This window comes from Amycolatopsis sp. FDAARGOS 1241 (genome assembly GCF_016889705.1).
Classification (GTDB): Bacteria; Actinomycetota; Actinomycetes; order Mycobacteriales; family Pseudonocardiaceae; genus Amycolatopsis.
Genome location: NZ_CP069526.1, coordinates 5,072,090 through 5,086,640 on the forward strand (window position 1 = coordinate 5,072,090; position 14,551 = coordinate 5,086,640).

The following is a 14,551-nucleotide window of genomic DNA, read 5'->3' on the forward strand; positions in this document are numbered from 1 at the left end:
CGCCAAGGCGCACCGTCCTGACACCGGGGCATCCAGAAGAAGGGAACCGAACCACCACGGTCAGAGGAGTTCATCGCCCCCGAATTCGCGCACCGCGCGCAATAGGGCCTCGTGATCCCCCGCGCAGGCGAGACACGACTGCAAATGCACCGCCAGCCCTGCGAAAAGCTCCTCGGGGTTCTCACCGGCGGCCGTCATCTCCGCGTAGGAGTGGAGTGCATCCATGGTCAGGTCGCATCCGACATCCTGCGGAGGGGTGCGAAGGAACTCGTCCACTAGCGCACGACTGCCCAGGTCTTGCCTCGAGATCGTCGTCCTCTGGTTGATCGCCACGAACCCCGGGTGCCCGGTGAAGCGGGTTGTAAACCGTGAACCTGGACGATTGGCGTCCGCTCGTCGGTGATGCTCACCAGTAAGAAAAGCTGGATCCGGGTCACCGTCATGGCATGAACACCGACAAGTACACGAATCTCGACATCCACGTGGTCAAGGGTGAGAAGGCCGAGACCTGCACCGCGTGGCTTGGGCGCGATGGCGCCCGCACGATGGGTTTACCCATTACGGCCGGTAAGGTCTCGATGATCCGGTCGCGGTGGACCCTGAATGTCAGCACCGTGGCGTGGCCACGGAACCGATCGCCCGTGCGCTCGACAACAAACACCCCGGCATCCGGTCGCGCTGACAGCGGAGTGCCTCGAGCCACTCCGAACAGCTCCGCGATCGGACCGGCCTCGGATCGCGGAGTAGCGAACGGGCAGTACTTGAAGAATAGAAGATTGGCATCAACGGCCAGGGCGCGGTCTCAGACGCCGAGCCCGCGGCCGCCGCGTGCGCGAAGACGTGTCTGGGTTTGGTACACGGGCTCAGCTCAGGCGCCCGAGCACCATCGCCACGCGTACCGCCGCCCCTGCTCATGGTCTCGACGCCGAACTGATTGTCGTGGGGCTCGAGCGAGTTGATGAGCCTCGAGGTGATCCGCGCGCCGGTCATGCCGAACGGGTGACCGACCGCGACCGCCCCGCCGTTGACGTTGAGCCTGTCGAGGTCAATGCCGACGTCGCGATAGGGCGGAATAACCTGCGCCGCGAAGGACTCGTTGATCTCGACGAGGCCGACGTCCCCGATGGACATCCCGGCCCGGTGCAGCGCCTGTCCCGAAGCCTCGACCGGCCCGTAGCCCATGATCTCCGGAGAGCCCGGTGATACCGGTCGAGACGATGCGGGCCAGCGGCGTGATGCCGAGGTCCTTTGCCCTGGTATCGCTCATGATCACGAGCGCGGCGGCACGGTCGTTCAACGGAGGGCAATTGCCCGCGGTGACGCGGACGTCCGACCGGAACGCCGGCTTGAGAGCGGCGACGCCCTCCATCGTGACGCCGCGGCGCGGGCCATCGTCCTTGGTCACGACGGTGCCGTCCGGCAGGGTTACCGGTGTGCTGTCCTCGGCGCAGAAACCGCAGGCGATCGCCTTCTCCGCCAGGTGCTGCGAGCGGACGGCGAACTCGTCCATCTCCACCCATCTGGTGCCCTTGAGCTGCGCAGGGTGTCGGCTGTCTGGCCCATCGCGAGGAAGACATCAGCAACGAAGCCGTCCTCCCGGGGTTGTGCCGGCTGTCGCGGTACCGGACTGCGCAGTCTCGACGGTGCGCTTCTCGGTGTCGGCGAAGAACGGGTTGGGGGTGTCCGGCCACGAATCCGAGCTGCCCTTGACGACGTGCGAGACGGTCTCCACGCCGACGGAGATGAATACGTCGCCCTCACCGGCCTTGATCGCGTGCAGCGCCATGCGGGTGGTCTGCAGGCTCGACCCGCAGCACCAAGCACTTGGTTCCCTCCTCGTAAGAATCACCGACGAACCCGCGCTAATGGTCCAAGCCCCTCTGTCCAAAACCGCCGTACCGGACACCTCCGGTTCGTGACGATCATACGGGACATCGCGACTCAGAGGCAGGGCATGAACAACTGGCACGCACTGAATGAGCTCCTTCGAACCGACCCGCGCGACATCGGTTGCGACCTCGCCCTCGACGCGCTCCACACCTATGCCGAGATGACCGCCAGTGGCGACAACCCCGCCGATATCTTCCTGGGACTGATGGCGCATCTGCAATCATGCAGCGCGTGCTGGGCGGATCACGAGGCGTTGTTGCGAGCGCTGCGCGAATTCGACGAAGCTGAACTCCTCTGACCCACGTACCCCACTTTGCCGACACACACCACCGTCAGCATTCCACGATCTCGGACGCCACCTTCGGCACACCGTTCGAGCAGCATGACATCGCGCGGTGCCACGATCACCGAATGACAGCCGTCGTACTCGTATCGGTTTGACACAGTTCATTGTCCTGTTCAGTGCTTTTCCTGCTCTTGCCAAATCCATGGCCGGCAGGTTCCGCCTTCGTCCGGGAAGAAGATGACGACGGCGATCTGGTTCTGTGCCTTGGTGGCGACACACCGGACCCGCGGCCGGCGATGACACCGCCGTCGCCACCGACGATGGCGCCGGTCAGCCAACTCGACTTGTCGGCGAGGAGGAACGACACCGCGTTCGTGATGTCCTCCATGGTGCCAACCCGCTCCAGCGGGGATCGCAGCGAAGCTGTCGACGGCTTCGTCGAGCTGTTCCGCCCGTACGATGTTCAGGTACAGGGCTGTCTTGACGACCGCGGGAGCGACCGCGTTGAACTCGATTCCATGGGGCGCCGACTCGATCGCGAGGGCCTTGGTGAACGAGTGCACGCCACCCTTCTGCACGGAGTAGCCGGTGTGCGGCGACGCGGCGATGCCCTGGCGAGCCCACATCGAGCCGATGTTCACAATGGCGCCACCCCGGCCCCGGTGACCATGCCCGCGACGACCGTCTGCGTGATCAAGAACAACCCGCGGTCCAGGTCGTTGGAGGAGTCGTAGAAGGCTTCGTCGTGCTCGCTGAACGGTTTCGGGACGACGAATCCCGCCGCGTTGACGAGCAAGGTCGGGCCGGCGTGGTCGGCGGCGAGCTGCTTGCGGATCTCAGGGACCTGACCACGATCAGTCAGGGCCCCATGGATGCCCCAGGCTCTCCCGTCTCGCAACAGCGCTTCGACCGCTTTCCGGAGCTTGTCCTTGTCCCGGCCGGTGATCACGGCCGCACCACCCGCGGCAACCACCTGGTCGGCCGCAGCCACCCCATGCCACCGCTGCCACCCACCACGACGACCTTCCTGCCTTCAAAAGGCTCGCTCATGACAGTCGGCCCCTCCCTCACTGCATCGCGACGCCAGGCACTTCCCGCAACGGCAATCACAACCTTCGTGACGAGCGGACGGCGGTTCTTACCGACTGCCGAGCCGCCTCCGCTGCGACCCCGACGACAGTGACGCTGGGACATGCAGATGACAGGGCTCAGGGAAGTCGGCTCGCCGGCGAGTTTGTCCGGCTCACCGGGCCGGTGACCCGTCTCGTCTCCACGACGGAGACGACATCAGGATGACTTCCGTCGCAATCCGACGAATAATTGCGGCCGAACCAACCGAAGCAGGTGAGGTGATGGCCGAAACAACCAGCCACCGAGTTGATCCGGCCCCGGCCGGCTCTCCGGTCGTCGGCCGGCGCCGAATCACTCGGCACAGCCGCTGCCGGCGCTCTGCCAGGCGACACACGCGGCGGGGGTGCGGCCTCCTGGGGCCCCGAAGCGGTGTCCTGATCTCCGACCGGGGCAAGGGCGGACAAGCGTGAACGAGAAGCAGCAGCCTGACCTGCCGTCCGTCGCCGGACTCGCCTCGGCTTCGCTCGTCGATGCCGTCGGCCGCCTCTACAGCCACCGCGCGCACATCATGGGCCTGGTCAGTCCCCGCCCGGACCTGGTCCTGTTCGGCCCTGCGGTGACGATCTCGTTCCTGCCTTACCGTCAGGACCTGGAGGACGTCAACGGGCCTGCGTTCGCGGACTGGTTCTACCGGGCCGTCGGCTCGAATCCCCAGGGCAAGGTCCTGGTCATGACCCACGGCGGCTACCCCGACGCCTCTCACGGGGGCGGCACGAAGCTCTCCCGGGTACGAAACAACGAGCTGGCCGGGGTGCTCACCGACGGCCGGTTGCGCGACTTCGACCAGCTCGCCGAGTGGGGCTTTGCCACATTCTGCGGCGGCGAGGCAACCCGGTGGGGTGGGGACACCGTCACTCCGGCTGCTGCGAACGTCCCGGTGGAAATCGGCGGCGTGCGCATCGTCCCAGAGGACTACGTGTTCGCCGACCGGGCCGGCGCGGTCGTAATTCCTGGCGGGAGCGTGAACGAAGCGATCGCGATCGCCCGCGAGATCGAGCGCGAAGAAAACGCCGCGCTGGTTTCGATACGCGAGGAGGACCGGCCATCGCGCTGATGTCCCACGACGCACTCGCTTACCCCGGCCCGGACGCCGCACACACCGGCCGGAGCGTTACGAGGAACTCCCCGCTCCCTCGGCGACGAGCTTCTTCGCCACGGCGATCAGCTCTGCGGGAGACGTGAGAGACACGATCTGCGAACGACTCCGTGCCCCCGCTGCCGGCGCGAACCGGATGACGACACCTTCAGCTCGCGATTCCAGGCCGGCCAGATCGTGCCACGGCGTGCGTAGCCACGCCCCCGGTCGGTCGCCGGCCGGACGGTACAGAGCCGCCGACGTCGCGACAACCGCGACGGGGGCAGAGGGCCCGTCCGCCACGAGAAGAACGTGTTCTCCCTTCTCGAACATGGCTCGGACTGTTGCCGGCACAGCAGGCACCGTAATACCGCTGACGTACAACCGGATCGCGTATGCCACCGCGCTGACTGCGAATATCGCCGCGACCACCAGAAGCCAACGGGCAAGGTAGGGCTCCTGAGTTTGACCGGTGGCCGCCTGGTACGCGATCGCGCCCTGCTCGATGATGCCCGGCAGGAACAACAAGAACGTGAGCGCGGTGCCGAGGACGGGAATGCGGATGTAGTTCAGCACGGGCACCCGTGGCGGCGCACAACTGCGCCGGTGCCCGCGCAACGCCCTCAGCACGGACGCCGACGAGATGTCCAGCAGCGCGTACACCGGGAACAAGACGAGGTCGTGGGCCAGGACGGCCGCGAGGAACCAGGTCAGCGCCAACGGCCAGAGGCGGTCGGTCACCTCGTGCGTTGCGGCGAAGCCGGCCAGCGCGAAGCAGACGACAAGTACCAGCAGGTGCAGGGGGTTCTCGCCGTAGAACCCACGGACGCGGGAAAGGACTGTACGCATCGTCAGCGGCTCCGGAACTCGATGGACCTGACCCACTTGGTGCAGTGCACCCCCGGCAGGGCCGGCACGATGACCCTGGCCGGGAAGCCGTGGTCCAGTGACAAGTCGGTGCCGTTGACCCGCAAGGCCAGCAAGGCATCGGGGTCCAGCACCTGGTTGCCCTGCAGGGTGGCACGGCCGAACGAGCCGGCGTCGAAGGACACGACCATCGCCCGCTCCGGATCCGGCACGCCGGCCGCCGAAGCAAGGTCGCGGAGGCGGACCCCCGACCAGTCCTGCGTTGCGGACCACCCTTCCACGCAGGCGATCGGCAGCGTGGCGGCGTGCTGGGGCATCGCGAGGAGCTGGGCGCGGTCGAAGTGAACGGGACGTGGACCGCCCAGCAGCGACAACCGCCACGCCGGACCGGTGTCCCTGGCCGTGATCTGCGCGGCGACGGCGGTCTTGTTGACCTGGAAGTCGTTGGGCCCGTCACCGTAGGACCGCCCGCGCGGCAACAGCAACGCCCAGCTGCGGGTGAACCCGCCGATGGTCTGCCCGGCGGTGAGTACACCGACCAGCAGCGCCCCGCCACCGACGAGCCCCAGCGCGCCCCGACGGCTGATGGTCGCTGCTTTAGGCGCGACGGCGACCAGATCGCTGTCAACGGGTTCAGGCCGGGTCTCGGCGCGAGACGTGCGCAGTTCCGCCCGCAGCGACCTCGAACGCAGCGCCCTGACCATCTTCGGCAGCTTGATCACGACATGGGAGACGAATGCCCCGATGAACACCCACGCCCCGACGTAGTGCGCGCGGTAGAAGCTGAACCCGAAGATGTAATCGTACTGGATGTTCAACACACCCGTGGCGATCTCGAACAGGATGCCACCGACCAGCAGCACCAGCGACAGCCGCTCCAGCAGCTGGGCGATCGACCGCGACAGTGGCCACGCGAACAGCTTCGGCACCACCGACCAAAGCTTCGCCAGCACCACCGGGATCATCACGAGACCGAGGCCGACGTGCAGACCCTCGGTCAGCCGGAACAACCACGACGGCCGGGTCGGCCAGTCGAAGAACGGCAAGTGCAGCCAGCCGACGTCGACGGGGAAGGCTTGCCGGAACTGCGGGCCGTACGCGATGTAGTCCAGCAGCCCCGTAAGGATCACCACCGGCAGCATCACCAGCAGCACCGCGCCGAAGACCGACGTCAGCCACGGCCCACGCAAGGGACTGCGCCAAGCGCGTGTCCGGCCGAGACCAGGCGGCCGGTGCCTCCCCACGGCCCGCCACAGGGCCGCCGGAAACCCGTAATCGGCGTCCTGCCCGGGCGGCTCGGTCGCGGCCGGGTCGGCTTCAGGAAGATCGGGAGGCGGAGACGCGCTGGGTACCATAGACGACAGGCAGGGCGTGCACCGCCGCAGCCTGCACCTCCTTCGTCGGATTGAGCTGATCACTGTCGTCCGGCATCGACCGCCGGATGCGGGTATTATGGCCCGCCAGAGGGAAAGTCGGTTGTCGCGAAGCATAGCGATCCTCGCCGCTCCCGTCCCGTCGCCCCGCGCCTTCGGGAGCGTCCCGCAACGAAATCCTTTCGAGAGAACCTATTCGGGTGACGAGAACCTCCACTGTGGAGGGCTCGTCGTGAAGGTTGTCCGGCTCGGCGGGACACGATTGCCTCGACGTTCACGGTGAGGTTGCGCGAGCACGAGTTGCGGGACAGTCATCAGCCCAGCCACCGCCATGCCGCATCCCTGAGATTCCACACGTGGCACATGCGGCATTTCGTCGCGAACCGGCCGGGGACGTCGTCACGAAAAGCCACCATCTGTGGGGTGACCTTCCGGCATGTGCAGCATGCGACGTTGTCCAGCCACTGCGCCTGCACGGGAACAGCCATCTCCTGACGCTCGAGGGCGGCCAGATTGCCGTACAGTGCACCGGGGCAGCGGTCCATACCAGGGCGTTCGTTGTTCCGCCCATGCTTGCGTTCCTCGCTGGAAAAGACGTGTTTCGCCGATCCGGTCTGGAAGTTCACGCCAGGAGGTCACCAGCTGAGCAGGTCTGCCGCATGAGCGTCCCAGTCCACGTATCTGCACTCCTCAGCCGATGGCACCACCTCGTAGGTTTCCTCGAGCCATGCGGCCAGTTGGTCAAGATCGAGCTCGAACACCGCCACGACTTGCCGGCACGCCAGGCGCAGGTGCAGCTCAGGCCGTCCGGCGACGACGATGGGCCACGCCTGCACGTCGCCGGCCCCGCTCTTGTCGTGCAGACCGGATCGGAGAAGGTCGCGGGAGAGGTACCACGTGACCCTGGGCTCCCCGTTCGGTTCCAGGGTCGCCGCGACGGTGAAGGATCGGCAAAGCTGTACTCGAACTCCGCGTTCAAGGGGATCCTCAGCGGGCGCTCCACCAGCCGGTAGACGTGGGGTGATCGAGGGTTCGCCTGGTCCGGAGTCGGTGGAATGCGCAACGAGATGCGCAGAACGCGATGGATACGCATTGCCCAGTGGAGCGAAGCAACCCACCGAATGCTCGCCGCATCTGTTGGACGATTCACCGGCCACGTTTGATTCCTTCCTGGAGTAGGCATTTCAGCCGGACGGGCATCGCCAGGACCGGCTGCCGGTCACCGGTCGAAGGACGGCTCCGGCGCACCCCATCCTCCCGAGGATCCTGGTGACTCACATCGGTCACGCGACTCGAAGTCATTTGCCACTGACCGCCTGGACCCCCCCCTGGTCACCAGACCTGACCATCACTGAGCGTGGTACGTGACGGATGACCTAGACCCTGACGGTGGTCGCATACGTACTCCCCTACGCAAGCAGAAGCGTGATCACAGGTGTCGCGCACGGTACAGAAATCGGACCAGATGGTCCAGTCTATGGTCAGCGCCCGTCGGGTACGGCTACGATACCTACCGGCGCGGTGCCAGGACAGTGTCCGGCATCGGTAACCGGGGCCGGGAGTTGAGGGGTTGAGGGATGCAGTGCGGGCAAGGACAGCATGGTCCCGTGACTCAGGTCCCCGCGCCTCGGTCCGACGGTGGGACTCCGGTCGGTCGCAGTGGCGACCTCGACCGGATCCGTCGTTTGCTCCGCACCGGAGACGGTGGTGGATCACTGCTGTTGCTGGGTGAAGCCGGGGTCGGCAAGTCGCTCGTCCTGGACTCCGTAGCAGCGGCCGTCGCGGCGGAGGGTGGTCTGGTCTTGCGTGCCGCCGGGGCGGAGTTCGAGGCGGATGTGAGTTACTCCGGCCTCAACCAGGTCCTCTTCCCGCTCCGGGACGCCTTCGACACGCTGGACGACGCGTATCGCGACGCCCTGCGCGTGGCGCTGGGCTTCGGTACCGGGACGCCACCGGAGCGGCTGGTCGTGTCCAATGCGGCGCTCGTCCTGCTGACCGCGGTCGCCGGAGACCGGCCGCTGCTCCTGGTCATCGACGACCTGCCGTGGATCGACCGGGCGAGCGCCGTAGTGCTCGGTTTCATCGCGCGCCGGCTCTCCGGCACCCGAATCAGTTTCCTGGCAGCGATGCGGCTCAATTCCGAGGGATTCTTCGAGCGCGGACGCCTGCCCGAGTACGTACTTCCGCCCCTTGGTCGCGACACCGCGTCCCAGCTGGTCAGCGCGCGGTTCCCGGGGCTCGTCGGCGCCGCACGCGAACGGATCCTCGACAGCGCCGAGGGCAACCCTCTGGCACTGCGCGAGCTTCCGGCAGCGTTGAACGGTGCTCAGCGCGCGGCGTCCGAGGAGCTATCGGAAGTGCTGCCGCTCACGCAGCGTTTGCAGGCGCTGTTCGGATCACGCCTCGCCGAACTGCCTCCACAGACGCAGCGCCTGCTGTTGCTGGCCACCCTCATCGGCAGCAGTGATCTCGGGCCGCTTCAGGCGGCAGCGCGACGCCTGCCCGACGACGCGGACCTGGATGACCTCGCCGCGGCGGAACGAGCCCGACTGGTCCGCGTGGACCAGGCTTCCCACCACCTCAGCTTCCGCCACCCGTTGATCTGCTCAGCCCTGTTCGAGCTGTCGACGAGCAGCCAGCGCCGCGCCGCTCACCGGGCCGCGGCTGAGGTCCTGGTCGGCCGACCAGAGCGCCGGGCCTGGCATCTGAGCGAGGCGACGCTGGAACCGGACGACCAGGTCGCGAGCCTCCTCGAAGAAGCGGCGCGGAGAATCTTGCGACGCGGAGACGCGGTGGGGGCGGTGCGCGCGCTGACCCGTGCCGGGGAGCTCAGCCCGTCCGCCCCCGCCCGTAGCCGCCGGCTCGCGGAAGCGGCGTACATCAGTGCGGAAGTCGCCGGGCTCTCGACCGCGCGTCGGAACTGCTGGAGGGGGCGCGGCGCGCCGATCCCCAGCTGACGGGGACCCTCCACTCGGCCGCCGCGGCGGCCCAGCTGATCCTGAACCGGGACGGCGATGTCGCCACGGCACACCGGTTGCTGGCCGGCGCCATCGATTCCGGCACGCACAGCTACGACGCCACGGACGAAGCGCTCATCGAGGCTCTGTACCTGCCGGTCCTGCTGTCGCATTACAGCGGCCGCCCCGAGTTCTGGAGGCCGGTCTCCTCCGCAATCGCTCATTTGAAGCCCACCGTCCCACCGCTGCTGTCGGCGTTGTACAAGACGGTCGCGGACCCGGCCCGGCTGGGCCGCTCCGGAGTCGCTGAGCTCCAGCCACTTCTCGCGGACATGGCGGACGAGACCGATCCGGGTCGGATCATCAGGAGCGGTACGGCCTGCCTGTACGTCGACCGGCTCGGTGACCTGCGTGAGCCGTCCTGGCGGGTCGTCCGGCTCGGCCGGGACGGCGGATCGGTCCGTCGGCACCTCGGCGGCTTGTTCCATCTGAACATGGACGACTACGTGAACGGCAAGTGGGACGAGGCACTCGAGCTGGCCGATGAAGGCACCATGCTCTGCGCGACCTACGGTTACGCGTTTTTCGCCTGGTATTTCTGGGCCGTGCAGGCATTGATCGCGGGCGTACGCGGAGAGGGGGAACTCTGCGGCGAGCTGACGGGTCGGATCACCAGCTGGGCCGCGCCGCGGGGGGGGTGCGTGTCGCCGCCTGCTATGCCAATCACGCACGAACCCTGGCGGCGCTGGGCAACGCCGATTTCGAAGCCGCGTACCGGTATGCCAGCACGATCAGTACGGCCGGCACCCTGGCCCCGCATGTGCCGCACGCCTTGTGGTTGGCCATGGATCTGGTGGAGGCCGCCGTTCACACCGGCCGGCACGACGAAGCGACCAGTTATCTGGCGGCTGTCAACGAATCCGACATGGCTGAATTGTCGCCCCGCTTCGCCCTCCTGGCGGCGGATTCGGCCGCGATGTGCGCCAGGGGCGATGACGAGACCGTGCGGCTATTCGAGAAGGCACTGGTGATTCCCGGCACCGATCGGTGCGTTTTCGAGCTGGCCCGCGTACGCCTCGTCCATGGCGAGCGGCTGAGGCGAAACCGTTCGCGAGCGAGCGCGCGAACCGCTGAGGGCCGCGCTGGCGACATTCGAAGAGCTTGGAGCTCGGCCGTGGGCAGAGCGCGCCGCCAAGGAGCTGCGAGCCACTGGCATCGACGTGCCACGGCACGGTGGGCCGGCAGTCAAGCGGCTGCTCACGCCCCAGGAACTGGAAATCGCCGAACTCGCCGCATCGGGTCTGACCAACAAACAGATCGCACAGCGGCTCCATATCTCTCACCGGACCGTTGGCGCGCACCTGTACCAGCTGTACCCGAAACTGAGCATCACCTCGCGGGCAATGCTGCGTGAAGCGCTCGAGGCGCTGTCCGATTCGTGATTCCACCTGCGCCTGCCGGTCTGTCCACAGCGGATTCTCCATCAGAGAGACGAGGCCATGAAGCCCGCGGTGGCCATGACTTACTCCCGCACCGCAGGTCGCGGTCATTTGACTGATGCGTAGCGCGCCATCGAAGGGCGACACTGATCAGCGTGCCCTGGTACACGCGCGGTAGGTCGCCCTCGGATCAGCATTCGGCTGCTCCGCAGAGCAAGGTCGTCTTCGTCCCGGGGGCGTCCGCCGGCGTCGGTAAGCTGGTCGTCCGGGCCATCGCCGACGCAGGCCACGTCGTCTACGCAGGGGTCGACAGTACTGGTGACACCGGTACGCGACTCATGAACGAGCTGGACGAATACGGCCGGAAGAACTCGGTCCGCCTGAGAGTAGTCAAGCTGTTGCCGCAGGACCGCCATTCCGTCGACGCTGCCGTACACACGGTGACAGTGGAATCGGGTCGCATCGACACGGTCGTGCACACGGTGGGTCCGGCAACACTGGGCCCCATCGAGTCGTTCACGCCGTACCAGCTTTCGCAGCTCTACGACTTCAACGTCGTGTTCCCCCAGCGGGTCAACCGCGCCGTGCTGCCACAGATGCGGCAACGCCGCAGTGGCATGATGATCTGGCTCGGCCGGTCGCTCTCCGCTGTCGCGGCGCCCTACCTGGCCCCGTTCTCCGCAACCTGCGCAGCGCAGGAACTAATGGCCAAGAGCTACGCGATGGAGCTCACCGGGTTCGGCATCGACAGTCATCTGCTCGTGCCCGCGTCCTCAGTGCCGGACGAGGGCTCACCAGAAGACCCAGGGTGGCCCGATGACATCGCCGCAGCCGCAGACTACTGCGGAGCTTCGAGTCAGCTACTACATCAAGCCCGTCGAGCACTGCGCCGCTCGCGCGCGACCGACGAAAAGCTGGTGCAGAAGATCATCGAGCTGGTCGGCCGGCCGTCGGACCGGCCGCTGCTCGAACCCGGCCGGCTCGATCGGCTTCCCCCCTCCTCGAACTGAACCCATGCGCAAATCCGACCATCCCGGTCCGAGCCGCAACGGCGGGCCTTCACCGCGCACCACCACGGCGGCCGGTGGGCCGGTCTGCGATCCAGAGCCGGGGGGACGACGGCGAAAGCCACACCTGCTGGGTCAGGCCGCACACACCGCTCGAATCCGGCACCGGTCACGGCAATGGCCACCCCGACGCCACACACGCCCGAGCGTGCGCTTACCTCGCGGCTTCGGAACCGTGGCTCTGGTGATCCGGCCGGACACAATTCCGAGGCAGGGGCAAGAGACGACCACCCGCAGCCGCCACCAGGCGATCACCCACAGGGAAGGATACCGTGCTCGTGAGCTACCACAGCAGTCCCGACGGACCAGTTTCGCCCGGCTTTTCCACGACGACGGCGGACGCGAACGCTGCTCACAATCCCGTTCCGAAGGACCCTCTGAGGACTGTGGTCTCCGATGGCTCGGTCACCATCTTCGTCGCCGGCCCCCCGCTTGAGCAACCGGCAGCCGGATGACGCTGCAACGAGCTCGACTTCGCGACGTCGGTGTGTCGCGGGCTCGTCACCGTCGATCCGACCGGCGGTAGCGAGCTTGGCCCAGCGGGGGGTCAAGCGCCAGTGCGGCATCACAACGCAGTGTCCGCGTCAGGATCCCGGTGCCGGTTCGATATCGTCGCGAGTCATTCGTCGATGATCCGCGCGCTCGCTGTCAGGGGCGTCCAGCTGGAGGACGGCGGCCAACGGCACCGGGCGAGCACGTCTCATCACCCCGGCACAGTGGCAGTTCGAGATCACTTCAGACGGCGAAGCCGGGGCTGACTGGGTGCTGTTTTCCACCCTGCCCAGCGTGTGCGGGACGAGGGTGGAGAGCGCACGCTTCTGGTGAGTCCGATCCGTTGCCGCGATCGGTCCAGTCGCCGCAACGGCCAGTAGCCGTTGGCCTCCATGCAACCCCGGATCGCCCGCCGCCTCCATGGGTGGCACCGCGGAGAGACATGCCACAGCGGTCATCGCACCACATGCAGCCACCGGGTTTCAGTTACCTGCCAGACAGGGCGAACAATGGCGCAGCCGCCCTCAGCGCAGGCCCGAACGGCAAGCTCGTCAGGGTCATCGAGCACCCGCATGACGTTGCTCTGGGCGATCCAGAGCCAAACCCGGATGGGTCAGCAGCTCGGCGGTCCGCGGCCCGTCGCTTCACCACCAGCCATCGGGCAAGCCGCAGATCCCATCCCCGTTGCCCTTTTGCACTACAAAGTGGCGCTCACCTGACACCTTCACCGGTCGTCTTCGGAGACCCATCTGGACTTTTTGGTCCCGTTTAGCTAGGAAGGTGGAGGAGTCTCAGCTGCTCGTCCGCGATCACTGCGCCCGCCTCCCAGCGTGGCTGTCATCATCCACCAAAACAGGAGCCAGGATGCCCGAGGAACGTCGGCGGTGGCCCCCGCTCAGCCTCGAAGCATCGGCTTCGTTCGAAGGCTCAAGCCGGATCCGGTTACGCGGCCTCGTAATCGCTTCGCAACCGGGGGGCGCGCGTGTGTCTGGCGAAGCAGGCATCGACGCCCACGTTCTCCGGGTGAATGCCATCGAGACTTCCGGATCCGGATGGCTCACTCCTGGGGGGACCAAGGAGGTTGCGGGTGGAGAAGACGGACAACGGAGAGAAGGCGAGGCGGCATGACGGCAGATGTGTCCCGCACTCAGACGGCACAAGTCACTGACACCGGATGGAAAAGACAGTCCCCATGACCACGACGGAAACCAGTGGACGGGTCCTGGCCGGCGGACGGGGTTTTGACCCCGAGTCCGCCACGTGGGTCCGGGAATTGAGCCCTGGCAGTCCAAACTTCGAGGATGCCTGCCGTCGACTCTATGCGATGCTCATCACGATAGCCAGGAGGGAGACCGCACGCAGGTCCTCGATCTCGCGGATCAGCGGCCCTGAGCTCGAAGACCTGGCCCACCAGGCCGCAGCCGATGCGCTCATGCGCATCACCCACAAGATCGGGGAGTTCCGCGGCGACGCACAGTTCAAGACGTGGGCTTTCAAGTTCGTCATCTTCGAGGTGTCGACGAAAGTCGGCCGGCACTTCTGGCGCGACCACCGCGTGTCCCTCGACCAGGACGAGACGAACCACGCACGCGCCGCAGTCGGCGACGAGCCACCCCACCAGGCCCAAGCTCTCGAGCTCAGAGCCGCCCTCACCCACGCCATCGAGAACGTACTGACCGAACACCAGCGAACCGTCTTCGTCGCCGTGGCAATCGACAACGTTCCCATGGACGCCCTCGCCGCCCGACTGGACACCAACCGCAACGCCATCTACAAGTCGATGTTCGACGCCCGACGCAACATTCGGGCCTACCTGGTGGCAAACGACTTTATTGCCTGATTTCCGAAGCTCACAGAGCGAGCCATCCGAACGACGTGGATGGACTGCACAGTCCGTCTGGTACTTCGGGTTTGCACAGCGTGGGCGACCCGACGCGCGGGGGCGTCAGCGACAAAGATTTCGCCGACCGCTCA

The 14,551-nt window shown here is 66.7% G+C and carries 14 protein-coding genes and 2 pseudogenes; 7 read left to right on the forward strand and 9 right to left on the reverse strand.

Features of this window, described 5'->3' with window-relative positions; all coding sequences use genetic code 11:
- Nucleotides 1–60 precede the first annotated feature (60 nt).
- Together I6J71_RS24895 and I6J71_RS24900 are read right to left on the reverse strand one after the other, a co-directional pair.
- Nucleotides 61–333 carry a hypothetical protein gene (locus I6J71_RS24895; protein WP_204089065.1) on the reverse strand — a complete coding sequence of 91 codons (273 nt, stop codon included), beginning with the start codon at nucleotides 331–333 and terminating at the stop codon, nucleotides 61–63.
- A gap of 530 nt (nucleotides 334–863) precedes the next feature.
- Nucleotides 864–1,813: pseudogene (locus I6J71_RS24900) on the reverse strand (acetyl-CoA C-acyltransferase); the annotation flags it as partial.
- Nucleotides 1,814–1,915: 102 nt separating this feature from the next.
- Between I6J71_RS24900 and I6J71_RS48795 the strand changes: the two are divergent.
- A complete protein-coding gene (locus tag I6J71_RS48795; RefSeq protein ID WP_239153891.1) occupies nucleotides 1,916–2,188 on the forward strand; it encodes a hypothetical protein in 273 nt (90 codons plus the stop codon).
- A 106-nt stretch (nucleotides 2,189–2,294) separates the two neighbouring features.
- Here I6J71_RS48795 and I6J71_RS51050 read toward each other — a convergent pair whose 3' ends face one another.
- From I6J71_RS51050 to I6J71_RS24910, 3 genes and pseudogenes are all read right to left on the reverse strand, one after another.
- Entirely contained in the window at nucleotides 2,295–2,564 is a 270-nt protein-coding gene (locus tag I6J71_RS51050) for a hypothetical protein (protein WP_370542227.1), read from the reverse strand.
- 94 nt (nucleotides 2,565–2,658) lie between these two features.
- Nucleotides 2,659–2,802 (reverse strand): annotated as a pseudogene (locus I6J71_RS51055) (SDR family NAD(P)-dependent oxidoreductase); the annotation flags it as partial.
- An 11-nt stretch (nucleotides 2,803–2,813) separates the two neighbouring features.
- On the reverse strand, nucleotides 2,814–3,167 hold the full coding sequence (locus tag I6J71_RS24910) for an SDR family NAD(P)-dependent oxidoreductase (RefSeq protein WP_204089067.1): 354 nt from the start codon (nucleotides 3,165–3,167) through the stop codon (nucleotides 2,814–2,816).
- A gap of 546 nt (nucleotides 3,168–3,713) precedes the next feature.
- On the opposite strand from I6J71_RS24910, the gene I6J71_RS24915 reads away from it, so the two are divergent.
- Nucleotides 3,714–4,361 carry an RraA family protein gene (locus tag I6J71_RS24915; RefSeq protein WP_239153892.1) on the forward strand — a complete coding sequence of 216 codons (648 nt, stop codon included), beginning with the start codon at nucleotides 3,714–3,716 and terminating at the stop codon, nucleotides 4,359–4,361.
- Between the two features lie 57 nt (nucleotides 4,362–4,418).
- On the opposite strand, the gene I6J71_RS24920 is transcribed toward I6J71_RS24915, so the two are convergent.
- The 4 genes from I6J71_RS24920 to I6J71_RS24935 form a co-directional block, all read right to left on the reverse strand.
- Nucleotides 4,419–5,123: a hypothetical protein gene (locus I6J71_RS24920; protein WP_204089068.1), complete on the reverse strand. Its 705-nt coding sequence runs from the start codon at nucleotides 5,121–5,123 to the stop codon at nucleotides 4,419–4,421.
- A gap of 110 nt (nucleotides 5,124–5,233) precedes the next feature.
- The gene (locus I6J71_RS24925) at nucleotides 5,234–6,439 is read right to left on the reverse strand and encodes a molybdopterin-dependent oxidoreductase (RefSeq protein WP_239153893.1); all 1,206 of its coding nucleotides are present in this window, start codon (nucleotides 6,437–6,439) and stop codon (nucleotides 5,234–5,236) included.
- A gap of 497 nt (nucleotides 6,440–6,936) precedes the next feature.
- The gene (locus I6J71_RS24930; RefSeq protein WP_204089070.1) at nucleotides 6,937–7,248 is read right to left on the reverse strand and encodes a hypothetical protein; all 312 of its coding nucleotides are present in this window, start codon (nucleotides 7,246–7,248) and stop codon (nucleotides 6,937–6,939) included.
- 9 nt (nucleotides 7,249–7,257) lie between these two features.
- On the reverse strand, nucleotides 7,258–7,779 hold the full coding sequence (locus I6J71_RS24935; protein ID WP_204089071.1) for an SsgA family sporulation/cell division regulator: 522 nt from the start codon (nucleotides 7,777–7,779) through the stop codon (nucleotides 7,258–7,260).
- Nucleotides 7,780–8,199: 420 nt separating this feature from the next.
- Here I6J71_RS24935 and I6J71_RS24940 point away from each other — a divergent pair, with 420 nt between their 5' ends.
- The 5 genes from I6J71_RS24940 (at nucleotide 8,200) to I6J71_RS24960 (ending at nucleotide 14,417) form a co-directional block, all read left to right on the forward strand.
- Nucleotides 8,200–9,579: an AAA family ATPase gene (locus I6J71_RS24940; protein ID WP_239153894.1), complete on the forward strand. Its 1,380-nt coding sequence runs from the start codon at nucleotides 8,200–8,202 to the stop codon at nucleotides 9,577–9,579.
- Nucleotides 9,580–9,656: 77 nt separating this feature from the next.
- Nucleotides 9,657–10,610, forward strand: coding sequence for a hypothetical protein (locus I6J71_RS24945; RefSeq protein ID WP_204089073.1), 954 nt, complete (start codon nucleotides 9,657–9,659; stop codon nucleotides 10,608–10,610).
- 189 nt (nucleotides 10,611–10,799) lie between these two features.
- Nucleotides 10,800–11,021 (forward strand): response regulator transcription factor, encoded by a 222-nt coding sequence (locus tag I6J71_RS24950; protein ID WP_204089074.1) that lies wholly within the window; start codon nucleotides 10,800–10,802, stop codon nucleotides 11,019–11,021.
- A 152-nt stretch (nucleotides 11,022–11,173) separates the two neighbouring features.
- Nucleotides 11,174–12,028 carry an SDR family NAD(P)-dependent oxidoreductase gene (locus I6J71_RS24955; RefSeq protein WP_204089075.1) on the forward strand — a complete coding sequence of 285 codons (855 nt, stop codon included), beginning with the start codon at nucleotides 11,174–11,176 and terminating at the stop codon, nucleotides 12,026–12,028.
- 1,741 nt (nucleotides 12,029–13,769) lie between these two features.
- The gene (locus tag I6J71_RS24960; protein WP_204089076.1) at nucleotides 13,770–14,417 is read left to right on the forward strand and encodes an RNA polymerase sigma factor; all 648 of its coding nucleotides are present in this window, start codon (nucleotides 13,770–13,772) and stop codon (nucleotides 14,415–14,417) included.
- Nucleotides 14,418–14,551 lie beyond the last annotated feature (134 nt).